Genomic DNA, 24,688 nt, shown 5'->3' on the forward strand with positions numbered 1-24,688 from the left:
AAGAAAGAAGAAGAAGGAGAGGGAGAGGCGACCGCGCCCTCCCCCCCCCCCCCCCCCCCCCCCCCCCCCCCCCCCCCCCGACGCTCACCCGCGCCGAGATCCACGCGCTGTTCTCACGCCTGCGCGCGCTCGATCCCGAACCGAAGACCGAGCTCGAATACACCACCCCGTTCGAGCTGCTGATCGCGGTGATCCTGTCGGCGCAGGCCACCGATGTCGGCGTCAACAAGGCCACGCGACGACTGTATCCGGTGGCCAACACGCCCCAGGCGATCCTCGACCTGGGCGAAGACGGCCTCAAGCGCCACATTGCGACGATCGGGCTGTTCAACGCCAAGGCCAAGAACGTCATCGCGACTTGCCGGATCCTGGTCGAGCAGCACGGCGGCGAGGTCCCGCACGATCGCGCCGCGCTCGAGGCCTTGCCCGGCGTCGGCCGCAAGACTGCGAACGTCGTGCTCAACACCGTGTTCGGCGAGCCGGCGATCGCCGTCGACACGCACATCTTCCGCGTGTCCAACCGCACCGGCCTAGCACCGGGCAAGGACGTGCGCGCGGTCGAGGACCGGCTGCTGCGCGTGGTGCCCGAGGAATTCCTGCTCGGTGCGCACCACTGGCTGATCCTGCACGGCCGCTACACCTGCAAGGCGCGCAAGCCCGACTGTCCGAAGTGCGTGATCCGCGACCTGTGCCGGTTCAAGGACAAGACACCAGGCACGCCGGACTGACCGCGCCACCGTCTCGTCAGCACGCGCCCCAAGCGCCCACCGCGTCCGCCTGGGCAAGAAGACGGTGCGCCGGATGACAGGACGATCGGGCGCGCGATCGACCGACAACACGCAGGCCGGCACATGGGCCGGCCCGCGTTGTCGCATCACTCGTCGCGTTCGACGAACGGCTTGCGTGGCAACCGCTGTTCGCGCATCGCGGCGTGATAGGCGAACGAGGCGATGATCGCCGCCGCCTGCTTCAGGTCCTCGGGCACCACGTGATCGTAGGTGTCCAGATGGGTGTGATGGACATGGCTGAAGTAGTCGGCCGGGTCCTGCACGAACTGGAAGCCCGGCAGGCCGACGCGATCGAACGAGATATGGTCGGTGCTGCCGGTATTGCGCGTGGTGACGATGCTCGCGCCCAGGTCGGCGAACGGCGCCAGCCATGCCTGGAAGATCGGCACTGCGGCATGGTTCTCCTGCGCGTAGATGCCGCGGATGCGGCCGGTGCCGTTGTCGAAGTTGAAGTACGTGGAGAAGCGGTCGTAGCCGCGCTGGCGCTGCAGCGGACCGGTGCCACGCTGGAACGACTGCGGCAGCGCCCGCTGCTCGGGATCGGTCGGTTCGGGATAGGCCGCCAGGTGCCTGGAGACGTAGCCGGCCGAGCCATGCAGGCCCTGCTCCTCGCCGCCCCACAGCGCAATGCGGATGGTGCGCTTGGGGCGTGCATCGATCGCTTTGAGGATCCGCATCGCCTCCATCATCACGACCACGCCAGCGCCGTTGTCGGCCGCGCCGGTCCCGGTGTGCCAGGAGTCGAGATGGGCACCGATGATCACCAGTTCATCGGCCTTCGAGCTGCCGGGCAGGTCGGCGAAGGTGTTGCTCGCCGGCAGATCGCCATCGCTGGTGAAGCGCGCATCGACATCGACCCGCAGCCGCGGCGCCTGTCCGCGCTCGACCGCCCGCACCAACTGGTTGTAGTGCTCGGCGGCGACGACCAGATCCGGCACGCCGACCGGCTCGCCAGCCTTGCGCGCGCCGCCGCCCATCACCCGGACGATGCCGTTGTCCCAGGAGCTGATCGACAGCGTGGCCAGCACGCCTTCCTCGGCGAAGAACGTATTGAGCGCCCGGTTGAGCGCCTGGCGCTTGCGGTACTCCTCCAGGCGCTTGTCCTGCGCGTCGCCGGCCGGGTCCTGCGGCACCGGGAAGGTCTGCAACTCACCCAGGTCTTCCTCGGTGTAGCGGCGGAAGTCGGGCTTGTCGGCCGGCTTGTAGGCGCGCGCCTCATCCAGCAGCACGATCTTGCCGGCGAGCTTGCCGCGCTGCTTGTCGATGTCCTCGAGGGTCTTGAACGTCGCCAGCACCACCTCGCCTTCGACCGGGCCATCGGTGCCAGGCGTCCAGGCCTTGGGCAGTGCGTGGATCGGCAGCTCGCGCGGCGCGATCATCTCCACGCGCGAGGCACGGAAGTCCCAGCCGCGGCCGAACGCCGGATCGTAGACCTCGTCCTGCACCCGGCTCAGGCCATAGCCGCGCAGCTTGTCGCGCGCCCATTCGCTCGACCGCACATAGGCCGGCGAATTGGTCAGTCGCGGCCCGACGGTCTCGGTGAGTTCCTTGAGATTGGCGGCCGCCTGCGAGCGATGGAAGGCTTCATGGCGGATCCGGGCCACGACATCGAGGTCGACCGGCTCGATGGCCTGGGCGGATACCAGCACCGGCACCAGGACGACGGCGGCCAGTGCCGCCTGCAACAGGCGGAAAACGTTGGTTTGCGTACTCACAAGACTCCCCGGGACTGCAGAACGAAGGCCCGCGCAAAGGACGGGCCGGCGACGGCACCGTCCCCGCGGCGCCGGACCGCCATGCTAACCGCAGCCGCGGGTCGCGGCGCATCCCGCACGCCCCGCTCCATGTCGACGCGCGGCGTGCATGCTGCCGATCGCAGGCGCCCGGAACGCAGGAGGCCCGCGGTGCTCGCCGCGGGCCTCGTGCGTGGCGCAACGCGCGTGAATCAGAACGCGAACTGCGTGCGCAGCGCGTACTGCCCGGTCTCATCGCCGGTGAGCGTGTTGTCGCCCTTGGTGTAGTTGAACATGAAGCGCAGATTCGGATTGACGTAGTAGTTCATGCCGACGATCCAGCTGCTGACGTCCATGTTGCGCACGTCCTTGTTCTCGATCGTGTCGTAGCGTGCGGTCAGCTCCCACAGCCCGCGGTCGGCGACCTTGGGCGAGGCGAAGATGCCGTTGCCCGGCTTGTAGGCCTTGTGGCCGCCGTTGAGCAGCCAGCTGCCCTGCACGTACCAGGTCGCGACGTCCTGATCGGGGCCGACCGGCTGGCCGAACGTGGCATTGGCGTACTCGCCCTGGAAGAACAGCGGCCCGAACGAGCCCGCGGCCTCGACACCGACCGCGGTGACCTGGTTGCGGCTGGCGCCGGTGGTGGTGGCGATGGTCTGCGACGGGCCGCGACGACCGGCGTAGTTGGCCGACGCCGAGAAGTCCGCCGAGCCCTGGTTGAGGTTTTCCTGGCTCACCCAGCCGCCGAAGTGCAGCGTGCTGTCGGCGGTGTTGATCGGCGCGAAGGTCACGCGCCCGGCGGCGCCCACGCCTTCGTTGCGGCTGCCCGAGGCGCTGCGCAGGTTGAACACCGACAGGCCGGCGGTGTAGTTGCCATCGGCGCGCAGATAGCCCACACCCTGCTGGAACTGACGGCCGTTGAACAGACCGGTGGCCGAGGCGAACGGCCGCTCCATCATCAGGATCTCGTTGGAGCTGGTGAGCTCTTCCATCGAGCGGTACGGCTTGAAGTGGCCGATGGTGAACTTGCCGCCCAGCGCCGACTTGGCGATGTAGACGTCGCGGAAGCCATCCAGGCCGCTGCCGGCCGCGAAGTCCTGCTCGAACTTGTAGTCCCAGCCATAGGCCTTGCCCTGCAGCGTGATGCGCGCGCGGCGGAACTCGGTCGTGCCGGTGGTCGAGGCCTGGTCGCGATCGAAGGCGTAGGCGTCGAAATGCAGGCGGCCGCCGGCGGAGAACTCGAACTGCTTGTCGGCCGAGGTGACCTTCAGCCCGCCCTTGGTGTCGACGACCGGCATCGTGGTCGCCATCTTGTCCAGGCTCTCCTGGGTGCCGATGTTGATGTCCGACTGCGCGTCGGTGCGCACTTCCAGCGCGTCGACCTTGGCCTGCAGTTCGGCCAGTTGCGCGCGCAGCGCGGCGACCTCCGCATCGCGCGGGGACTGTGCGGCGGCAGCGAAGGAAACGGACGCGACGGCAAGGGCGACGGACGCGGCCAGGATGGAATGACGCATGGTGGATTCCCGTGGAGAGAGTGAGAGGTGTCGAAGCGCCGTTCCGTGCGTCACGCCCCGCGTGACCCGCCCCGGCGTTAAGCGCCCGTTAGCGACGCTGCGCAGACTGCGCGGGCTCGCTGACAGGCCGATGGCAACCCGATGACAGTCCGATGACAGCGCACCCCCAGAGCGCGCCACGCCCGCTCCCGGTCGCCGTCATCGCACGGTCACGGGATTGAAGCCGGAGCGTCATGCGGCATGCGTGAAATACGCCGCACGGCGCTGTGGGCCGTCCATCACTCCAGGGAACCTCATGTACGCACTGCTCAAGAACCGGGTCGCGACCTTCGCGCTGTCGACCACCCTGCTGGCAAGCGCATTCGCCGCGCCCGCATTGGCCAACGATGTCACCGGCGCCGGCGCCTCGTTCGTCTATCCGGCAATGACCAAGTGGTCGGCCGATTACCGCGCCGCGTCCGGCAAGCAGGTCAACTACCAGTCGATCGGCTCGGGCGGCGGCATCGCCCAGATCAAGGCCGGCACCGTGGACTTCGGCTCCTCAGACGCACCGCTCTCGCCCGAGGACCTGGCGAAGTCCGGCCTGGTGCAGTTCCCGTCGGTGATCGGCGGCGTGGTGCCGATCGTCAACGTCGAAGGCATCGCCGCCGGCGCGATGAAGCTCGACGGCGACACGCTGGCCAACATCTTCCTGGGCAAGATCACTCGCTGGAACGACCCGGCGATCGTCGCGCTCAACGGCGGCCTGGCGCTGCCCGATGCGCGCATCACCGTCGTCCATCGCTCCGACGGTTCGGGCACCACCTTCAACTTTGTCAACTACCTGTCCAAGGTCAGCCCGGAGTGGAAGAACGGCGTGGGCGAAGGCACGACGGTCAAGTGGCCGGTCGGCATCGGCGGCAAGGGCAACGAGGGCGTCGCCGCGTACGTCAAGCAGATCAAGGGCGGCATCGGCTACGTCGAACTGTCGTATGCGGTGCAGAATCGCCTGGCCTATTCGCGCCTGAAGAATGCCGCGGGCAACTTCGTCAATCCGAGCGAAGAGACCTTCTCGGCCGCGGCCGCCAGCGCCGACTGGGCCTCGACGCGCGACTTCCACCTGGTCATGACCAACGCCCCGGGCGAGAACGCCTGGCCGATCACCGCGACCAATTTCATCCTGATGCACCGCGCGCCGAGGAACCGTGCCGGCGCCAAGAATGCGCAGGACTTCTTCCGCTGGGTCTACGCCAACGGCGGCCCGCAGGCCCGCCAGCTCGGCTATGTGCCGCTGCCGGCCTCGCTGGTGCAGCAGATCGAGCGCTACTGGACCCAGAACGCGCGGTACTGACGTCTTCGACGCATCGCGCTGGCGACACCGCGAGCCGGTTGCCCTCTCCCAGCCGGCCCGTGGCTCCGCGCTGCGTTCTTTCTTCCTCGACGGGCCTTCGGGCCCGTTTTTCATTGCGCCAGCGAGCGCCCCCACCCAACCCTCCCCCGCACGCGGGGGAGGGCTTCACAACTGCTCACCTCCCCCGCACGCGGGGGAGGTCGACGCGCGCAGCGCGGCGGGTGGGGGGGGGCAAACCCCGTCCGCGCCACCACTTGGGCCGATACCCGACGCGACACATCCAAGCGTCCATCCGCGTCCGCCCCCGACGTCATACGCCTGTAACAAAAACATCATTTCATGAGCGCACCCCGGCGGCGCGCTGCGTCGCCTCCCCCCACCTGGAGCTTGCGCATGTCCCGTCACCCGGCCCGCATCGGCGCACTCGCGCTGTCTTCCCTGCTCTTCCTCGCCGCCTGCGGCGGCAACGACACCTCGGCGGGCCAGACCGCCGATGGTGCGCCTGCCGCACAGCAGGGCGCGCGCGATCGCGTCGCCGCCGAGATCTCGGGCGCCGGCGCTTCCTTCATCTACCCGCTGGTGTCCAAGTGGTCGGCCGACTACAACGCCGCCACCGGCAACAAGGTCAACTATCAGTCGATCGGCTCGGGCGGCGGTATCGCGCAGATCAAGGCCGGCACCGTCGATTTCGGTTCGTCCGACAAGCCGCTCGACAGCGCCGAACTGCAGGCCGCGGGCCTGGGCCAGTTCCCCTCGGCGATCGGTGGCGTGGTGCCTGTCCTCAACGTCGAGGGCCTGGCCCCCGGCCAGCTCAAGCTCACCGGCGCCCTGCTCGCCGACATCTTCCTGGGCAAGGTCGCGACCTGGAACGATCCGACGATCGCCGCGCTCAACCCCGGCGTGACGCTGCCGGCCGGCAAGATCAGCATCGTCCACCGCTCCGACGGCTCGGGCACCACGTTCAACTTCTCCAACTACCTGTCCAAGGTCAGCCCCGACTGGAAGTCCAGGGTCGGCGAAGGCACCTCGGTGCAGTGGCCGACCGGCGTGGGCGGCAAGGGCAACGAGGGCGTGGCCTCGTACGTGCAGCAGATCAAGGGCTCGATCGGCTATGTCGAACTGGCCTACGCGCTGCAGAACGGCATGCCGTACGCCTCGCTGCAGAACGCGGCCGGCAACTGGGTGCAGCCGAGCGAAGCGAGCTTCGCCGCGGCCGCCGCGACCGCCGACTGGGCCAGCGCGCAGGACTTCAACCTGGTGATCACCAACGCGCCGGGCGCCGACGCCTGGCCGATCACCGCGACCAACTTCATGCTGATGCACAAGCAGCCCAAGGACGCGGCGCGCAGCCAGGCGACGCGCGACTTCTTCAAGTGGGCATTCGAGTCGGGGCAGGCACAGGCCAGCGAACTGCACTACGTGCCGCTGCCGCCGGAACTGGTGCAACAGATCGAGGCCTACTGGGCCGCCGAGTTCAAGTGATGGTCCGTCCGCGCCCGTGCGAGCGGGCGCGGACACGCCGCGTCATCGTGGCGATGCGGGTGGCGCGGGTGTCGTTACCACCCGAGCCGGTCGCGACGATGCCCCAAGTCCCTGGATGACCAGCCGTTGAAGCGCGTTTCCCGCATTGCGCGGGCATGACGGCACCCGCCACCTGCGGCCCCACCTGCTTTCGGACCTCCCCATGAACGCCGCCACTGTTTCTGCCGCGCTTCCTGCTCCGAGCGACCGCGACCTGCGCGACGCGCGTGCCGATCGCCTGTTCCGCTTCGTCCTGACCACGACCGTGGTGCTGGTGATGCTCGCGCTCGCCGGCGCCGCGCTGTCGATGCTCTGGGGTGGCCGCGATGCGCTCGCCTCGCAGGGCCTGTCGTTCTTCACCAGCGCCGACTGGAATCCGGTCGAGAACCGCTACGGTGCGCTCGCACCGATCGCCGGCACCATCGTCACCGCGCTGATCGCAATGATCATCGCGGTGCCGGTCAGCTTCGGCATCGCGTTCTTCCTGACCGAGGTCGCGCCGCGCTGGCTGCGCGGCCCGGTCGGCACGGCGATCGAACTGCTCGCCGGCATCCCCTCGATCATCTACGGCATGTGGGGCCTGTTCGTACTGGTGCCGGTGATGACCACCTGGGTGACACCCTGGCTCAACGACCACCTGGGCACGCTGCCGGGCATCGGCCTGCTGTTCCAGGGCCCGCCACTGGGCATCGGCACGCTGACCGCCGGCTTCGTGCTCGCGATCATGGTGATCCCCTTCATCTCGGCGGTGATGCGCGAAGTCTTTCTGACCGTGCCGACACGCCTGAAGGAATCGGCCTACGCACTGGGTGCGACCAAGTGGGAGGTCAGCTGGGACATCGTGCTGCCCTACACCCGCTCGGCGGTCATCGGCGGCATCTTCCTCGGGCTGGGCCGCGCGCTCGGCGAGACGATGGCGGTGGCCTTCGTGATCGGCAACTCGGTGCGGCTGACGCCGTCGTTGCTGGAACCGGGCACGACGATCGCCGCACTGATCGCCAATGACTTCGGCGAAGCCACCGAGACCTATCGCTCGGCGCTGCTGCTGCTGGGCTTCGTGCTGTTCATCGTCACCTTCGTGGTGCTCGCGATCGCCCGCCTGATGCTGATGCAACTCGCCCGCCGGGAGGGCAAGTGATGACCGCTGTCGCTACCGTCACCGAGCGCGAACGCCAGGTCGCAGACCGCCTGTACGCGCGCCGCCGCGTGCGCAACGGCATCGCGATTCTGATGGGCTGTCTGACCGCCGCGTTCGGCCTGTTCTTCCTGGGCTGGATCCTGTGGACGCTGGTCAGCAAGGCCGCCGGCGGTATCAACCTGCAGTTGTTCACGCAGATGACGCCGCCGCCGATGCAGGACGGCGGCCTGCTCAATGCGTTCTTCGGCAGCGCAGTGATGTGCGCACTGGCGATCGCGATCGGCACACCGCTGGGCGTGGCCGCCGGCACCTGGCTGTCGGAGTACGGCCGGGCACGCAAGGCCGGCGTGGTCGTGCGCTTCATCAACGACATCCTGCTCTCGGCGCCGTCGATCGTGCTCGGCCTGTTCGTCTACACGCTGTTCGTGATGCAGACCGGCGGCCGCTTCTCGGCGTTGGCCGGCGCGATCGCGCTGGCGTTCATCGTGCTGCCGGTCGTGGTGCGCACCACCGACGAGATGCTGCAGTTGGTGCCCACGCAGATGCGCGAAGCCGCACTGTCGCTGGGTGTGCCGCACTGGAAGGTGGTGGTGCAGGTGCTCTACCGCAGCGCGTCGGCCGGCATCGTCACCGGCGTGCTGTTGGCGCTGGCGCGCATCAGCGGCGAAACCGCACCGTTGCTGTTCACCGCGTTCGGCAATCAGTACTGGAACAGCGACGTGCTGCGCCCGATGGCAAGCGTGCCGGTGGTGATGTACCAGTACGCCGGCAGCCCCTACGAATCCTGGCAGCAGCTGGCCTGGGCCGGCGCGCTGGTGCTGACCTGTTTCGTGCTGCTGGTGAGCCTGGGCGCCCGCGCGATCCTGCTGCGCAACCGGGTGACGCATGACTGACGCCGCGCCCCGCCTTCCCGACCCTACTCCCTCCTTTACACCGGATCCGGCCATGAACGACCTGCATACCGCGCCGTCGCAACGCATCCAGCTGGCGACCCATGCCCGCGAAGCGCTGGCCCCGCGGCCGGTCAAGATCGCCGCGCGCGGCCTGGATTTCCACTACGGCGACTTCCACGCGCTCAAGGGCATCGATCTGGAGATTCCCGAAAAGCGCGTGACCGCGCTGATCGGCCCTTCGGGCTGCGGCAAGTCGACGCTGCTGCGCATTTTCAACCGCATCTACGCGCTGTACCCCAAGCTGGTGGCCAGCGGCGAAGTGCTGCTCGACGGCGAGAACATCCTCTCCCCGCGCTACCCGATGAACCGGCTGCGCTCCAAGGTCGGCATGGTGTTCCAGAAGCCGGTGCCGTTCCCGATGACGATCTTCGAGAACGTGGCCTATGCGATCCGCCACCACGAAAAGCTCTCCAAGGGCCAGCTCGCCGAGCGCGTCGAGCAGGCGCTGACCCAGGCCGCGCTCTGGACCGAGGTCAAGGACAAGCTCGGGCAGAACGCATTGGGCCTGTCGGGCGGCCAGCAGCAGCGCCTGTGCATCGCACGCGCGGTGGCGCTGCGCCCCGACGTGCTGCTGCTCGACGAGCCGACATCGGCGCTCGACCCGATCTCCACCAGCCGCATCGAGCAACTGGTCGAGGAACTGAAGGTCGATTACACGATCGTCATCGTCACCCACAACATGCAGCAGGCCGCGCGCGTGTCCGACTACACCGCCTTCATGTACCTGGGCGATCTGATCGAACACGACACCACCGAGACGATCTTCTCCAACCCCTCCAAGCGGCAGACCGAGGACTACATCACCGGCCGGTTTGGGTGAGGGGCGCGCGTGGTCGAGGCCCTCCGGCCTCGACCGCGCCCCGAACGCCCGGCCAGGGATGGCCGGGCCGGACGATCCGACGCCGGCGACACCCCGCCATGGATGGCGGCGCCCTTCCCAAGACGAACGCTTCTGCGCCTTCCTTTTCAGGTAACCACCATGCCCACCCAACCGCACGACCACATCGTCAAGAGCTACGACGAAGAACGCAGCCGGCTGACCGGCGAGATCCTGCGCATGGGCGAGATGGCGGCCGCGCAGCTCGAATCGGCGCTGGACGTCGTCGAGCGCCGCGACGACCGCGCGGCCGACCGGATCGTCGCCAACGACGATGCGATCGACATCCTCGAGCGCGAGATCAGCCAGGACGTCATGAAGCTCGCGCTGCGCGGGCCGATGGCGCGCGACCTGCGCGAAATCCTCGCCGCCCTGCGCATTGCCGCTGACATCGAGCGCATCGGCGACTACGCGGCGAACGTGGCCAAGCGCTCGACCGCGCTCAATCTCGCCCCGCCGCTGCCGCATACCCGCGGCCTGGCGGTGCTGGGCGAACTGGCCGTGCGCCAGGTGCGCGAAGTGCTGGCCGCGTTCCGCGACACCGATGCCGACGCGGCACAGCGCGTGCGCGCCCAGGACGTGGAGATCGACACGGTCTACACCAGCCTGTTCCGTGAACTGCTGACCTACATGATGGAAGATCCGCGCGCGATCACGCCGAGCACCCATCTGCTGTTCATGGCCAAGAACATCGAGCGCATCGGCGACCACGCGACCAACATCGCCGAGAACATCTGGTTCCTCGAACACGGCGACGATGGCCTGCCGCCGCGCGAGAAGCGCGACGGGACCAACACGGTCGTCTGAACGGAGGGCGGCGGGACCGCTGCGGCGGCCGAACCGCGGGCGGCGCTCTGCTAGGCTTGCGCGCATGCCTGAGATCGACGCGCCGGCCGCTGCCGCCCCCACTGCCCTTCCGCCGATGGCCCGCCGCTTCCGCGGCTTTCTGCCCGTCGTGGTCGACGTGGAGACCGGCGGCTTCGACGCACGCCGGCACCCGCTGCTGGAGATCGCCGCGATCCCGCTCGACCTCGATGCCGACGGGCGCCTGTTTCCCGGCGAATCGGCACATGCGCACGTCGAGCCGGCGCCGGGCATGACGATCGATCCCAAGTCGCTGGAAGTGACCGGGATCGACATCCATCATCCGTTCCGCTTCGCCAAGCCCGAGCGCGATGCGCTCGAGCACGTGTTTGCCCACGTGCGTGCGGCGGTGCGACGGCACCAGTGCCAGCGCGCGATCCTGGTCGGCCACAACGCGCATTTCGATCTGGGTTTTCTTAATGCCGCAGTCGAGCGCAGCGGCCACAAGCGCAACCCGTTCCATCCCTTCAGTGTGTTCGACACCGTGACCCTGGCCGGCGTGGCCTACGGTCAGACCGTGCTGGCACGCGCCGTGCAGGCCGCCGGCCTGACCTGGGACCAGTCGCAGGCGCACTCGGCGCTGTACGACACGACACTGACCGCGCAGCTGTTCTGCCGCATCGCCAATGCCTGGCCGGCCATGGCCGCGCCCGCCGACACCGACGCGCCGGCGGCGCTCAGTCCGCCGCCCGACGCAGCGTGATCAGCGTGATCTCGGACGGCACGCCGATCCGGGTCGCAAAGCCCGGCCACAGCCCGGCACCATTGCTGACATACAGCTGCATGCCGTCGACTGGGTAGAGCCCGGATACGAAGCCGCCATTGGCGCGCGCGATCACGCGATCCATGCCGATGATGTGGCCGCCATGCGTGTGGCCCGAGAGCTGCAGCGCGACCCCGCGCGCGGCATGTGCGCGGGCCTCGCGCGGGCGGTGATCGAGCAGGATCACCGGCGCATCCGGATCGGCGCCAGCCAGTGCAGCCGCAGCATCGGGTTTGGGCATGCCATAGCGCTCGGCGACCGGATCGGTCACGCCGGCGATGGTCAGCGCGGCATCCCCGCGCGCGATGCGCAGGTGCGCGTTCTCGAGCACCGTCATGCCCAGCGCAGCAAACGCATCCATCCATGCGCGGTACTGGCCGTAGTACTCGTGGTTGCCGGTGATCGCGATGACCCCGTCGGGGGCGCGCAAGTCGGCGAGCGGACGTACGTCGTCCCTGCGCGCACGCACGCTGCCGTCGACCAGATCGCCGGTGATGACGATCAGGTCCGGGCGTTGCGCATTCGCACGCGCGACGACCTCGGCGACCCAGTCGCCGGTCAGCAAGCGGCTGGTGTGGATATCGGTCAGCTGCAGCAGACGATAGCCCTCGAAGGCCGGCGGCAGGTTGGCGATCGCAATCTCGACCTGGCGCACCTGCGGCACCACCATCGCCTGCCAGGTGCCGTACAGCGACAGCAGCAACGCCAGCGCCGCCGCACCCGGCCGCAGCCAGCGTGCGCGCAATGCCGACAACGCACGGCGACGGCGCAATGCCCAGCTCGCGAGCGTCGCAAGGTCGAGCAGCAGCACCAGCAGCGCGGTGAGCAACAGCGCCACGAAACCGGTGCCGAGCGCGGCGATGACCAGCTTCGGCAGTTCGGGCGACGCCATGCTGCCGGCGAAGCGCGCGACGATGCGGTGATGCAGCGCCAACCCGTAGATCAGCGCCGCCAATACGACGCGCAGCGGCCAAGCGCAGCGCAAAGGCAGTACCAGCCGCAGAGCAAGATAGGACGCGAGCAGGAGGGCGACGACACTGAGCACGACGGATTCCAGGCAGCGGTGGGCCGGCGCGTGCGCAACGTGCCGACGTGGGGCTGGCTATGGTCTTCGATGCGGGGCGCCGGTGCCAGAGGCGCGGCGGCGATCACGATGCACTCAGGCCGAAGGCGCTCGACTTCTTCCAGCGGGCGACTTTGCCTCTATCCGAAGTCGGGTTGTATACGTCCGCAGCAGCGGACTGACGGTCGGTGGCCGCGTCGAGCGCGCCATGGGTGAGCCCGCTTTAGCTTGCGCGGCATGCCGCGCGAGCGGGCGAACGCCCGGCGCGCTGCGCCGGGCCGGACCGATCCGAGAAGCGGAGCGGGCGCGTGCCCGAGTCAAGGCAGGGTGAGCATGGATGGTCTGCGCGGCATGCCGCGCATCCATGCGAACGCCACGCGTGCTTCGCGTGGCCGGACCGCGAAGCGGCCTTGCCGAGGGGAGAGCGGCTTCCGGCTGGCAGGCGGCTGCCCACTCGAAGTGAAACGCCCTCTCCCGCATTAAAGAGCAGCGCCTCACTTCGACGCGCGCCGCGCAGGTCAGCTGGCGAGCTTGAGCCCAATGATGCCGGCGACGATCAGCGCCAGGCTGATCAGGCGCCCCGGACTCGCTGCATCGCCCATCAGCACGATGCCCAGGATGACGGTGCCGACCGCGCCGATGCCGACCCAGACCGCATACGCGGTGCCGACCGGCAACGCGCGCATCGCGATGCCGAGCAGACCGACACTGATCACCATCGATGCCACCGTGCCCACTGTGGGCCAGAACCGGGTGAAGCCTTCGGTGTACTTCAGACCGATCGCCCAGGCGATCTCGAACAGACCGGCCAGCACAAGAATGATCCAGGACATGACGCACCTCCATCGTGGCGATGGGGCCGTCCCCGGATGTGGATGGAGCGGCGGGGTCGTCCCCGCTTCCTGCGCGGCATTCTGGCGCAGTCGCTGCCGCGACGGATGACCGCGGCCTGACCCGCCGCCGCCAAGATCGGACGCACCGCGATCGGACGCGTCGCCGTCAGTGCGGACCGGTCGCCCGGCTGCGGGCGCTCAGCGTGCGGACGATGCCGAACAGGCTGATTGCGATCCACGCCAGCTGCATCGCCAGCACGGTCACATCGAAGCCGCCGTAGAGCGAAAGCACCACGCCGATGGCGCCGAACAGATTCAGCAGCAGATACGGCAGGCCGGCGCCCGACAGCCGCGTGACCTGCAGCAGGAAGTACGCCAGCACGATCAGCGACGCACCGACGATGCCGCACCATTGGTGCCAGAGCAGGTCCATGCCGTTCTCCTCTACGCGGAAACCGACCGCATCATCCGCCCGCCTGCCCCGGCGGGCAAGCACGGCTCACCCCAGGCGCTGGCGCACCGCTTCGAACAGCACCACACCCGAGGCGACCGACACGTTCAGGCTCTCCACGCCGCCCGCGGCATCGGCGCCGGGCATCGGAATGGTCACCAACTGGTCGCAATGCTCACGAGTGAGCCGGCGCAGACCATCGGCCTCGCCGCCGAGCACCAGCGCGACGTTGCCGCGCAGGTCCAGGCCATACAGCGAGGCGCTCGCCTCGCCTGCCAGACCGTAGATCCACACGCCGAGCTTCTGCAGGTCGCGCAGGCTGCGCGAGAGATTGGTCACGCGCACGACCGGAACATGGTCGGCGGCGCCGGCCGAGGTCTTGCGCACCGTCGCATTGACCTGGACCGCCTTGTCCTTGGGGATCAGCACCGCGGTGACCCCGGCCGCGGCGGCGCTGCGCAGGCAGGCGCCGAGGTTGTGCGGGTCCTGCACGCCGTCGAGCACCAGCAGCAGCGCGCGGCCTTCGGCCGCTTCCACCAGGCCCTCGAGTTCGTTCTCGTCCCAGGTCCGGGCCGCTGCGTAGCGTGCGACCGCGCCCTGGTGGCGCAGGCCGCCGGCGACGCCGTCAAGCGCCTGCTGCGCGACCCGGCGCACGTCGATGTCGCGCCGGCGCGCGGCGGTCTCGATCTCCACGATCCGCGGGTTCTTGGCTCCCGCCTCGAGCAGCACTTCGCGTACGTTCTCGGCGTCGTGTTCGACGGCCGCGGCGACGGCATTGATGCCGACGATCCACTGGTTCTGTTTGCTGCTCATGCGTCGGGCTTCGGGCTCAGGAGGGCTCAAACGTTTCGGGGCCGAGGCGTGGGCCCCGGCCCCGAAGGGGCGTCCATTCTACCGGTAGGGCGCCTTCTCGCGCTTCGCCGGCTTGCCGCGCGGCGGTGGCGGTTTCGGCTCGCCGGGCTGCGGCGCCCCATCCTCGACCAGACGGAAGTCGATCTTGCGGTCTTCCAGACTGGCCTTGAGCACGAGGATGCGCACGCGGTCGCCGAGCCGGAACTCGCGGCCGGCACGCTCGCCGATCAGCATCCGGCGGATGGGATCGAAGCGGTAGAAGTCGTTCGGCAGCTGGGTCACGTGCACCAGGCCGTTGACCTTCGACTGGTCGAGCTCGACGAACAGCCCGAAGCTGGTCACGCCACTGATGACGCCGTCGAACTGGCCGCCGACATGCTTTTCCATCCACGCCGCGCGGTAACGCTCGTCGACCTCGCGCTCGGCTTCGTCGGCACGGCGCTCACGCTCGGAGCATTGCAGCGCCAGGCTTTCCATCATTCGCGGGGTGTAGTCGAACTTCGCCAGCGGCTTGCCCGAGAGCACGTGCTTGATCGCGCGATGGACCAGCAGGTCCGGGTAGCGGCGGATCGGCGAGGTGAAGTGGGCGTAGGCCGCCAGCGCCAGGCCGAAGTGGCCCAGGTTCTCGGTCGAGTAGACCGCCTGGCTCTGGCTGCGCAGCAGCACCGACTCGAGCAGCGTCGCATCGCTGCGATCGCGGATCTTCTTGAGCAGATTGGTGAAGTCCTTGGGCTGTACCTTCGCCCACGGCGGCATGCGCAGCGCGAACTCCTTCAAGAACTCCAGCAGATCCGTGTACTTGGACTCCGGCGGCTTGTCGTGCACGCGGTACGGCGCGGGAATGCCGGCCTCGAGCAGGAAGCGCGCGGCCTCCACGTTCGCGGCGATCATGCATTCCTCGATCAGCTTGTGCGCGTCGTTGCGCACCAGCATGCCGGCCTGGGTGACCTCGCCGCGGTTGTCGAGCACGAAGCGCACTTCCGAGCTCTCGAACTCGATCGCGCCACGCTTGGCCCGCGCCTTGGCCAGCACGCGGAACAGCTGGTGCAGGTGCTCGACCTGCAGCAGCAGCGCGCCGATCGACGCGCGCGCATCCTCGTCCTGCTCGCCCACTGCCTTCCACACCTGGGTGTAGGTCAGGCGGGCGTGCGAGTTCATCACCGCCTCATAGAACTTCGCGCCGCTCACCTCGCCGTCGCGACCGACCTGCATGTCGCAGACGAAGCACATGCGGTCGACCCGCGGCATCAGCGAGCAGATGCCGTTGGACAGCGTCTCGGGCAGCATCGGTACGACGAAACCAGGGAAATACACACTGGTCGCGCGCAGTTGCGCTTCATCGTCGAGCGGCGTGCCCGGCCGTACATAGTTCGAGACGTCGGCGATCGCCACCACCAGACGGAAGCCGTCCCGGTTGGGCTCGCAGTACACCGCGTCGTCGAAGTCCTTGGCGTCCTCGCCGTCAATCGTCACCAGCGGCAATGCGCGCAGATCGACACGGTCGCCAAGCATGCGTTCTTCGACCGTCAGCGGCACTGCCGCGGCTTCCTCGAGCACCGGCTGCGGGAACTCGTGCGGCAGATGGTGGCCATGGATCGCGGCCTCGACCACCAGCGACGGGGTCAGCGCATCGCCGAGCACCGCGAGCACCTTGCCGATCGGCGGTCGGCGCGCGTCGCCCGGGGCGACGATCTCGCAGACCACCAGTTGGCCGTCCTGCGCATCGAGCCGCGCGTCCTGCGGGATCTGCACGTTGCGCTGGATCCGGCGGTCATCGGGCACCACGAAACTGATCCCCGACTCCACCGAGAACCGGCCGATCAGCCGGGTCGTGCGGCGTTCGAGCACTTCCACGATGACGCCGGCGCGGCGGCCGCGTGCGTCGACGTTGGTCAGGCTGGCCATGGCGCGATCGCCGTGCATGACCTTGCGCATCTCGGCCGGCGGCAGGAACAGGTCGTCGCCGCTGCCGCTGTCGGGGCGCAGGAAGCCGAAGCCCTCGGGGTTGGCGATCACCGTGCCGGGGATCAGGTCCAGCCGCTTGGCCGGCACCAGCCCGCCACGGCGGTTCTGCAGCAACTGGCCCTCGCGCAGCATCGCCGCGAGCCGTTTGCCGAGCGCGTCGAAGCGCTCCGGGTCGGTCAGATCGAGCGCCTGCGCCAGTTCGGTCGCGGTCTGCGGTCCGGGGGCGTCGGCGAGCAGTTGCAGGATCGCCTCGCGACTGGCGATCGGATTGGCGTAGCGGGCCGCTTCGCGGTTGGCGTGCGGATCGTCGATCCGGCCGCCACGCAACACGGGCGGGCGTGGAGCTGCCGGGGTGGGTTCGGCAGGCGGGCGCGCTCCGGGGCGCGCACCCGAGCGCAGCGCACGCTGCAGACCGGGATCGGGCATCCATGGCGGCAGCGGGGCCGCCGGCTTGCCGCTGCGGGAGGATCCGCCGGCGTCGCCGCGCTTGGCGGCGGGGGCGGGACGTTCGGAATCGCGGCGGCTGCCGCGCTTGCTGGGAGGTTTTGCCATTCCGGCCATGGTACACCCGGCGCTGCGAGGCCCGCGTCGAGAGCGGCCTCGCCGCTGCGCGCGGGGATACGATTAAGGACAGAAGTGAGTTTCCGCTCTCGAGTGCGGGAGGGGTTCACTTCGGATGGGCAGCCGCCTGTCGGCCGGAAGCCGCTCTCCCCTCGGTCAAGGCCGCTTCGCGGTCCGGCCACGCGAAGCACGCGTGGCGTTCGCATGGATACGCGGCAGTGCCGCGCACGCCATCCATGCTCACCCTGCCTTGACTCGGGCGCGCGCCATCCTTGGCGCGCTTGACGCGGCCACCGGCCGTCAGTCTGCTGCTCAGGACGGCTGCCCCCCCCGACTTCGGGTCGATGAAACATCGCATGCTGGGGCGGACGTCATGCGCCTTTTTCGGCAACCGTGCTGGGCCGAGCTGAGATAGCAGGCACACGTGAGCGAAGGACGTTCCGCGCACGCCAACGCACCGATGCGAACGCCACGCGTACTTCGCGTGCCGGATCGCGAAGTGGCTCTGAGCGAGGGGAGAGCGGCGACCGGGCGGCGGGCCGATGCCCCACCGAAGTCGAACTCCTCCCATGGAACTGGAAAAGGGCCAGAGCGACCCGGGAAGCTTGGGCGAACCGAACGCCCCTTGCAACGCGGGCGACAGGCACAAAAAAACCCGCGCTCGGCGGGTTTGTTGTCGCAGTCGGTAAGGCTGCGTGACCTGGTGCCCAGGAGAGGACTCGAACCTCCACGGAGTTGCCCCCGCTAGCACCTGAAGCTAGTGCGTCTACCAATTCCGCCACCTGGGCAGGTCAGACGCGCATTCTGCGGTGCGCGTGCGCTGCTGTCAACGCACCAAGTCGACCGGTTCGCCAAGGGCATCAGGCGCGCGGTGCATCGTCGGCCCGCGACGCATCCTCTTCCTGCTGCTCGCGATCGAGCGAGGCCTGCACCATCGCCTCGCTGACCCGGAACTCCGCACCGATCGGCGAGACCTGCACCACCGGCTCGAACGGGGCGGCCGGCAGCGGCGCCGGCGACGTGCTGCGTCGCCACAGAAACACGCAGGCCAACAGCAGATTGAGCACCAGGAACGACCAGAACAGCCCCTGCGCGCCGACCCGGTTCATGACCGGCGCGATGACGAGTGGGCTGAGTGCGGCGCCGACGGAGTTGACCAGCAGCAGGCCCTGGATCAGCCGCACCAACTCGTCGGACGCGGCGCGGTCGGCCGAATGGCTGACGGCAACCGGATAGATCGCAAACACGCCACCGCCGAGCAGGAACAGCAAGGCCGCCAGCAACCAACGCGCGTCGGGCAACCACAGGATCGCCAGCGCCAGTACCGCGCACGCCAGGCTGAGCACCAGCAACACCACCTGCCGGTTCTGCCGGTCCGACCAACGGCCGACCGGGTACTGCAGCACCATCGCGCCGAGAATCGTGCAGGCCATCAACTGACCGACTTCGGCCACGTCCATGCCCACGCGCTGCAAGTAGATCGGCAGCAGGGTGTAGATCGCCGCGATCGCGACGCCCGAGCCGAAACAGCCGAGCACGCCCGAGGGCGTCACCCGCAGCAGGTCGCGCGGCGTCAGCGGCTCGATCGCCCCGGTTTCGGGCGAAACCCGCGGCAGGATCACCACCGGCAACACCGACAGCGAGCCGAGCATGCCGGCGACCATGAACGGCGCCATCGCCCCCCAGCCGTCGATGATCCCCAGCTGCAGCTGGCCGAGCATGCCCGAGCCGTACAGCGCGATCATGTAGACCGCGAGCAGGCGCCCGCGCATGCGCGAATCGCCGGCGAGCAGCAACCAGCTCTCGACCACCAGGAAGATGCCGACGATCGCCCAGCCGTTGATCAGCCGGAACACGAACCAGGCCCAGGGATCGAACACCAGCCCCTGCAGCAGGAATGTCACCGCCGTCAGCGAGGCGAAACTGCTGTAGGCGCGGATATGCCCGATCCGTGCGATCAGCCGGTCGCTGAACATCGCGCCCAGCGCCAGGCCGACGAAATACGACGAGGACACAATGCCGATCATCGTGTCCGACACGCCCGCCGCGTCCAGCCGCAACGCCGTCAGCGACGAGACGAAGCCGTTGCCCAGGCAGACGATGAACAAGCCCAGCAGGGGGCCCAGCACCAGCTTCAGCAAATCTCGGGACACGACGCGCGCGCTCCTGTCCGCCGGTGCCGGGACCGTGCGGACCGGTCGGCAGAACGATCGCCGTCGGACACGCCCGGCGCGTGTCGCGACGCCCTTCCTGGCCGCCGCAGGCGCGTGTCAGGAACGGCAGGGACAAAAAAACCCGCACTTGGCGGGTTCGTTGTCGCAGTCGGTAAGGCTGCGATGACCTGGTGCCCAGGAGAGGACTCGAACCTCCACGGAGTTGCCCCCGCTAGCACCTGAAGCTAGTGCGTCTACCAATTCCGCCACCTGGGCAGGTCAGGGCGCGTATGTTGTCGATCCGCGCACGGCTTGTCAACGCGTTTGCACACGGCGTTCGAGCGCAATCGCGCAGCCCCGGCGCAAGGCGCACGCGGAAGGTCGGTTTGCAATGGCTTCCGGCAGTCACCGTGCACGCGAACGGCGCTGCACGCACCGGCGACATGGCCGCCGCTACACCGCAGTGGTGGATGTGCCGTCGCGCGCCGCTGGCGACGCGCCCTCCCCCCGGCCACAGGACGACCCGATGGCGCCGCCACAGCCACCGATGGATGCCCAAGCCAGGCACGCCGCCTGGCTGCACGACCTGCGCAATGCGGCCAATGGTGTCGGCATCGCGCTGGAAATGATCGAGCTGTTGCTCCAGCACGACGATCGCCCAGCCGTCGTCCGCAGCCTTGCGCGCGCGCAGCGTGGCTGCGCGCACCTGCTCGCCCTGGTGCGCGCGCCGATTGAAGACGAATCGGACGCGTCGTTGTAGCCGTTGCAGCGGTGCCGGGCCGGCGCGACGGCTCAGCCGGCGTCGCGCGTGGACTTGCGCAGGCCGCGTGCAGCGCCCGCATCGCCCCGCGGCGGGGCGCCGTCGACCGCACCGGGCTGCACCGCCGGATCGTTGTGCTCGTCCTGGTCGCGCTTGGCGGGCGACTCGCCGGGCGCGCGCGGCCCGTCCGGCGCGCGGTCGCGTTCCAGCGGCCCGCGCCGGCCATCATTGGATTCGTCACGGCCCATGATGGACCTCCGTCGGCAGGAGCCGCCATCGTCGGGCAGGCGGTGCGAGCGCAGGTGACACGCGCGCCGCCGACGCCGCCGCAGGCTGCAATTGCTGCGCAGGCTCAGGCCTGCGGTTGGCGTTTGGCTAGCACGTCGCGCATCGCCGCCGCCAATGCATCCATCGACAGCGGCTTGCTCAGGTGCGCATCGAACCCCGAGGCGCTCGCCTCCTGGATGTCGCAGGGCCGGGCATAGCCGCTCAGCGCCACCAGCGCGAGCCGGTCGGCACCGGCCAGCGCGCGCGCCTTGCGGGCGAAGGCGTAGCCGTCCATGCCGTCCATGCCGATGTCCGACAGCACGACATCGAAGGGCCGCGCCCCCAGCCGTTCAAGCGCCTGGGCCGCATCGTGGCAGACCACGACCGAGGCGCCCTGCAGTTCCAGCAACTGCGCCAATCCGTCGGCCGTGCCGACATCGTCGTCGACGACCAAGAGCCGCAGTCCGTCCCAGCGCATCGATTCGTGTCGACCATCCGACTCGCCCGGCCCGAACAGCGGATAGGTGAAACGCGGCAGCCACAAGGTGAACGTGGCGCCCCTCCCGGGGCCGTCGGAATGGGCTTCGATCCGGCCGCCGTGCAGGTCCACGAGTTGGCGCACCAGCGAGAGCCCGATGCCCAGGCCACCGCGCCGACCGACCGCGCGACCGGTGCCCTGCCCGAACAGGTCGAAGATCCGCGGCAGCGACTGCGCATCGATGCCCTGCCCGGTGTCTTGCACGCACAGGCGCACGTAGTTTTCCTCGACTCCGACCACCAGCGAGATCTGCCCGCCCTGCGGGGTGAACTTGATCGCGTTGCTGAGCAGGTTCCAGACGATCTGCTCGATCCGCGACGCATCGCCGCGCACCATGATCGGTGCGTCGGGGATCTGCATCCGGAACTCGATGCCCACCGACGCCGAATCGAGCCGCGCGACCTCCACCAGCTCGGTGACGACCATGCCCACGTCGACCGGCTCGGGCTTGAGCGCGAGCTTGCCGGTGCGGATGCGCGACATGTCGAGCAGGTCGTCGATGATCTTGGTCTGGCTGCGGATGGCACGTCGCACGGTTTCGATCGAGGCGATCGCGCTCGACGACTCACGCACGCCCGGCAGCCGGGCCATCAGCTCGGTGTTGACGCTGATCAGGTTCAGCGGATTCTTCAGCTCGTGCGACATCACCGCCAGGAACTCGTCGCGCAAGGTGACCGAGGCCTCGGCCTCGTAGCGCCCCGCCCACGATGGCGCGCCGCCCTTGCGCCTGGCGCCGAGCAGCAATACATAAGCGACGACTTCATCCTGCGCGCGGATCGCCGATAACGCGACCCGGCATTGGGTGCGGTCGCCGCGGCGATTGCGGTACCAGCGCAAGCCCTCGACCGCCATGCCGGCGCCAGCCTGGGCAAAGTCGTGCTCCGGTTGTCCGCTGTCGCGTTCCTCCTCGCCATAGAGCGCGTCGACCCGCATGCCCAGCAGTTCGCGTTCGCCGTAACCCAGCAGATCGACGACGCCACCGCTGGCGGAGATCACCTGTCGCTGGCCATCGGCGACCAGCACCGCGACATCGGTCGGGGCCAGGACGCTGGCGTCGGCCTGGCCGCGCCGTTCGCCGGCCGGGCGCAGGCTGGTGGTGTCGACGAAGGTCAGCACCGCACCATCGATCCGGTTCTCGGCCGTGCGGTAGGGCACCACGCGCGCGACGTACCACTTGCCGTCGGTGCTGCGGATCTCGCGCTCGATCAGTTGCAGGGTCTCGAACGCATTGCCGGCATCGTCGGCCAGTTCCGGATACTCCAGCCGATGGGTGATGTCGAGCAGACAGCGGCCGACATCGCCGGGGATGATGTTGAAGATCAATTCGGCCTTGGGCGTGTAGCGCTTGATGCGCAGCCCGGCGTCGACGAACACGGTGGCGATGTCGGTGGAGCTGATGAAGTTCTGCAGGTCGTCGTTGATCTTCGCCGTTTCCTCGACCTTCGACTTCAACTCGTGGTTGACGGTGATCAGTTCCTCGTTGACCGACTGCAGCTCCTCCTTGCTGGTCTCCAGTTCCTCGGTCGCCGAACGCAATTCTTCGTTGATCGACTGCAGTTCCTCGTTGGAGGCCTTGAGCTCCTCGTTCGAGGCCTCGGATTGCTCGATCGTGGCCTGCAGCCGGTCGCGGGTGCGCTGCAGTTCCTGCTCCAGGTGCAGCAAGGCCCCGCCGTCGTCGGCCCGGCGATCGTCCGCGGGCGGCGGTGCCTGGGCCGCATCGCGTTCATCGAACATGACCAGCAGGAAATCCGCACCGGCGGTCTGGTCGCGGAACGGTTGCGCGGACAGACACAGCTGCCGCGCCGGCGCATCGCCCGTCTCGCCCGCGTCGAGCCGCACCATCGTCTCGGCCCGGCCGTTGCTGTGCAGGGCCTGGTAGAAGGTCGTGCGCAGGTCCAGCCGCAGCGCCGGGTCGATGACCGCCATCAGGTTGCTGCTGGGCTCGCCGCCGGCAAATCGCAGGTAGCGGCCCGCACCGGGCGACATGTGCAGGATATTGGAGTCGGCATCGACGATCAGGCTCGGCGGCGCATAGGCCTCGAGCACACGCTGGTGCACGTCGGCGAACGAGAACTCCTTGCGCCGGGTCCGTGGCGGCGCCTCTTGCAACGGGCCGGCCTCGACCACCCGCGAAGGCGGCATCGCCAACGGACGCATGCCGCGGGCCTGGGCGCGCGCACGGAAGATCCGATTGCGCTTGTCCACGACCTCGAAGTACTGCGCCGCCGCGTCGGCCGATTCGGAACTGCCCAGAAACAGCAGCCCGCCAGGACGCAGCGCGAAGTGGAACAGCTCCAGCAGACGCATCTGGATGTCGCGATCGAGATAGATCAGCAGATTGCGGCAGCTGATCAGGTCCACGCGCGAGAACGGCGGGTCGCGCAGCGCGTTGTGCAGCGCGAACAGCACGCGGTCGCGGATCGCCTTGTTGACCCGGTAGCGGTTCTGTTCCTTGGAGAAGAACTGCCGCAGCCGCGCCGGCGGCACGTCGGTGAGGATCGCCTCGGGGTAGAGACCCGTTCGGCCGGTCGCGATCGCGTGTTCATCGATATCGCTGGCGAAGACCTGGAAGCCGCGCGGCGATGCCAGGCTGTCGGCATGGTCGGCCAGCAGGATCGCGATCGAGTAGGCCTCCTCGCCGGTGGCACAGCCGGGCACCCAGACCCGTGGCCCGCTTTCGCGATCGTCAAACAGGCCGGGCACCACGTCGCGCTCAAGCGCTTCGAAGGCCTCGCGATCGCGGAAGAAGTTCGTCACGCCGATCAGCATGTCGTCGAGCAGCGCCCGCGGCTCGTCGATGTCCCGGCGCAGGTGCTCGCAATAGGCCGACAGGTCGCTCTGCAGGCTGACTTGCATGCGCCGCTCGATCCGACGCAGCACGGTGGCGCGCTTGTAGTGGCGGAAATCGTGCCCGGTACGGCTGTGCAGGATCTCCAGAATGTCGCGGATCGCCCGCTCGGGGGCCTCGCCGGTGGCCGGCGCCGTCTGAAGGATGTGCTCGGCCTGCGGCTCGGGCCGCGGCAATTGGATCCGGCTGGCATTGCGCCACAGCTCCACGAGCTTGCCCGGGATCTCGACCGCCGGCAGCACGAAATCCACCCGGCCGCTGGCGATCGCGCTGCGCGGCATGTCCTCGTACTCGGCGTCCTCGGGCAGTTGCGCGATCGCCACCCCGCCCTGCTCCTTGAGACGGGCCAGGCCAACGGTACCGTCGCTGCCGGTGCCCGAGAGCACGATGCCGATCGCCCGATCCATGTGCGCATCGGCCAGGGTGCGGAAGAACCGGTCGATCGCGATATGCCGCCCGGGCGGCCGGTCGACGTCGCTCACCCGCAGGTAGCCGTCGTTCATCGTCAGCGACTTGGCCGGCGAGATCACATAGACGTGGTTGGGCTCGATCGGGGTCGGCGTGTTGACCTGGATCACCGGCATCCGCGTGCAACGCTGCAGCACCTGATCGGCCTGGCTCTCGTGCCGCGGCGATAGATGCAGGATGACCACGTAGGCCATGCCGCCGGTCGCCGGCGCCTGCTCGAACAGGCGACGCAACGCGACCAGGCCGCCGGCAGAGGCGCCGATGCCCACCACCGGAAAGCTCAAGTGGCTGCGCAATGCCGCGTCCTGCCCGTACGGCACGCCGGTGTAGCGGTCGGTCATCGTGAATCACGCGGGGTCGTCATGACCGGCATCATGCGCTGCCAGCGCGGTCAAAATCCAACACACGGCCGCGACGCGGCCATCGCCATGCGGCGCCTGTGAGGCGC

19 protein-coding genes and 2 tRNA genes are annotated in these 24,688 nt (G+C 68.8%); 9 read left to right on the plus strand and 12 right to left on the minus strand.

Features of this window, described 5'->3' with window-relative positions; genetic code table 11:
- Nucleotides 1-98: 98 nt before the first annotated feature.
- Nucleotides 99-728, plus strand: coding sequence for an endonuclease III (gene nth, locus WAF18_RS09535; protein ID WP_337245016.1), 630 nt, complete (start codon nucleotides 99-101; stop codon nucleotides 726-728).
- A gap of 146 nt (nucleotides 729-874) precedes the next feature.
- On the opposite strand, the gene WAF18_RS09540 is transcribed toward nth, so the two are convergent.
- Nucleotides 875-2,461, minus strand: a complete 1,587-nt coding sequence (locus tag WAF18_RS09540; RefSeq protein ID WP_337245017.1) for a M20/M25/M40 family metallo-hydrolase — start codon at nucleotides 2,459-2,461, stop codon at nucleotides 875-877.
- 272 nt (nucleotides 2,462-2,733) lie between these two features.
- Nucleotides 2,734-4,035: a porin gene (locus WAF18_RS09545; RefSeq protein ID WP_337244893.1), complete on the minus strand. Its 1,302-nt coding sequence runs from the start codon at nucleotides 4,033-4,035 to the stop codon at nucleotides 2,734-2,736.
- A 295-nt stretch (nucleotides 4,036-4,330) separates the two neighbouring features.
- Here WAF18_RS09545 and pstS (WAF18_RS09550) point away from each other — a divergent pair, with 295 nt between their 5' ends.
- The 7 genes from pstS (WAF18_RS09550) (at nucleotide 4,331) to rnt (ending at nucleotide 11,421) form a co-directional block, all read left to right on the plus strand.
- Nucleotides 4,331-5,365 (plus strand): phosphate ABC transporter substrate-binding protein PstS, encoded by a 1,035-nt coding sequence (gene pstS / locus WAF18_RS09550; RefSeq protein ID WP_337244894.1) that lies wholly within the window; start codon nucleotides 4,331-4,333, stop codon nucleotides 5,363-5,365.
- 393 nt (nucleotides 5,366-5,758) lie between these two features.
- On the plus strand, nucleotides 5,759-6,847 hold the full coding sequence (gene pstS / locus WAF18_RS09555) for a phosphate ABC transporter substrate-binding protein PstS (RefSeq protein ID WP_337244895.1): 1,089 nt from the start codon (nucleotides 5,759-5,761) through the stop codon (nucleotides 6,845-6,847).
- 202 nt (nucleotides 6,848-7,049) lie between these two features.
- On the plus strand, nucleotides 7,050-8,024 hold the full coding sequence (gene pstC / locus WAF18_RS09560; protein ID WP_183426065.1) for a phosphate ABC transporter permease subunit PstC: 975 nt from the start codon (nucleotides 7,050-7,052) through the stop codon (nucleotides 8,022-8,024).
- Nucleotides 8,024-8,917, plus strand: a complete 894-nt coding sequence (gene pstA / locus WAF18_RS09565) for a phosphate ABC transporter permease PstA (protein ID WP_337244896.1) — start codon at nucleotides 8,024-8,026, stop codon at nucleotides 8,915-8,917. The genes pstC and pstA overlap by 1 nt, the downstream gene beginning before the upstream one ends.
- A gap of 52 nt (nucleotides 8,918-8,969) precedes the next feature.
- Nucleotides 8,970-9,797, plus strand: coding sequence for a phosphate ABC transporter ATP-binding protein PstB (gene pstB, locus WAF18_RS09570; protein ID WP_047136322.1), 828 nt, complete (start codon nucleotides 8,970-8,972; stop codon nucleotides 9,795-9,797).
- Between the two features lie 159 nt (nucleotides 9,798-9,956).
- Nucleotides 9,957-10,661, plus strand: coding sequence for a phosphate signaling complex protein PhoU (gene phoU / locus WAF18_RS09575; protein WP_337244897.1), 705 nt, complete (start codon nucleotides 9,957-9,959; stop codon nucleotides 10,659-10,661).
- A 64-nt stretch (nucleotides 10,662-10,725) separates the two neighbouring features.
- Nucleotides 10,726-11,421 (plus strand): ribonuclease T, encoded by a 696-nt coding sequence (rnt, locus tag WAF18_RS09580; RefSeq protein WP_337244898.1) that lies wholly within the window; start codon nucleotides 10,726-10,728, stop codon nucleotides 11,419-11,421.
- On the opposite strand, the gene WAF18_RS09585 is transcribed toward rnt, so the two are convergent.
- The 8 genes from WAF18_RS09585 to WAF18_RS09620 all read right to left on the minus strand — a co-directional run bounded on the left by WAF18_RS09585 (nucleotide 11,396) and on the right by WAF18_RS09620 (nucleotide 19,635).
- On the minus strand, nucleotides 11,396-12,526 hold the full coding sequence (locus WAF18_RS09585; RefSeq protein ID WP_337244899.1) for a metallophosphoesterase: 1,131 nt from the start codon (nucleotides 12,524-12,526) through the stop codon (nucleotides 11,396-11,398). The genes rnt and WAF18_RS09585 overlap by 26 nt on opposite strands.
- A 536-nt stretch (nucleotides 12,527-13,062) precedes the next feature.
- The gene (gene sugE / locus WAF18_RS09590) at nucleotides 13,063-13,377 is read right to left on the minus strand and encodes a quaternary ammonium compound efflux SMR transporter SugE (RefSeq protein ID WP_183426071.1); all 315 of its coding nucleotides are present in this window, start codon (nucleotides 13,375-13,377) and stop codon (nucleotides 13,063-13,065) included.
- 166 nt (nucleotides 13,378-13,543) lie between these two features.
- Entirely contained in the window at nucleotides 13,544-13,810 is a 267-nt protein-coding gene (locus tag WAF18_RS09595) for a hypothetical protein (protein ID WP_183426072.1), read from the minus strand.
- Between the two features lie 66 nt (nucleotides 13,811-13,876).
- Nucleotides 13,877-14,641 carry a 23S rRNA (guanosine(2251)-2'-O)-methyltransferase RlmB gene (gene rlmB / locus WAF18_RS09600; protein WP_337244900.1) on the minus strand — a complete coding sequence of 255 codons (765 nt, stop codon included), beginning with the start codon at nucleotides 14,639-14,641 and terminating at the stop codon, nucleotides 13,877-13,879.
- A gap of 78 nt (nucleotides 14,642-14,719) precedes the next feature.
- On the minus strand, nucleotides 14,720-17,197 hold the full coding sequence (gene rnr / locus WAF18_RS09605) for a ribonuclease R (RefSeq protein WP_337244901.1): 2,478 nt from the start codon (nucleotides 17,195-17,197) through the stop codon (nucleotides 14,720-14,722).
- A gap of 710 nt (nucleotides 17,198-17,907) precedes the next feature.
- Nucleotides 17,908-17,994: transfer RNA gene (locus WAF18_RS09610), tRNA-Leu, on the minus strand.
- Nucleotides 17,995-18,066: 72 nt separating this feature from the next.
- Nucleotides 18,067-19,359 (minus strand): MFS transporter, encoded by a 1,293-nt coding sequence (locus tag WAF18_RS09615; protein ID WP_337244902.1) that lies wholly within the window; start codon nucleotides 19,357-19,359, stop codon nucleotides 18,067-18,069.
- Between the two features lie 189 nt (nucleotides 19,360-19,548).
- Nucleotides 19,549-19,635 (minus strand) — tRNA-Leu (locus tag WAF18_RS09620).
- Nucleotides 19,636-19,885: 250 nt separating this feature from the next.
- On the opposite strand from WAF18_RS09620, the gene WAF18_RS09625 reads away from it, so the two are divergent.
- Complete coding sequence (locus tag WAF18_RS09625) at nucleotides 19,886-20,119, plus strand: hypothetical protein (RefSeq protein WP_337244903.1); 234 nt, start codon at nucleotides 19,886-19,888, stop codon at nucleotides 20,117-20,119.
- Between the two features lie 32 nt (nucleotides 20,120-20,151).
- On the opposite strand, the gene WAF18_RS09630 is transcribed toward WAF18_RS09625, so the two are convergent.
- The gene (locus WAF18_RS09630; RefSeq protein WP_337244904.1) at nucleotides 20,152-20,367 is read right to left on the minus strand and encodes a hypothetical protein; all 216 of its coding nucleotides are present in this window, start codon (nucleotides 20,365-20,367) and stop codon (nucleotides 20,152-20,154) included.
- Nucleotides 20,368-20,471: 104 nt separating this feature from the next.
- Nucleotides 20,472-24,581: a CheR family methyltransferase gene (locus WAF18_RS09635; protein ID WP_337244905.1), complete on the minus strand. Its 4,110-nt coding sequence runs from the start codon at nucleotides 24,579-24,581 to the stop codon at nucleotides 20,472-20,474.
- Nucleotides 24,582-24,688 lie beyond the last annotated feature (107 nt).

Origin of the sequence: Luteimonas sp. gir, from assembly GCF_037198055.1 — a bacterium.
GTDB lineage: Bacteria > Pseudomonadota > Gammaproteobacteria > Xanthomonadales > Xanthomonadaceae > Luteimonas > Luteimonas citri_A.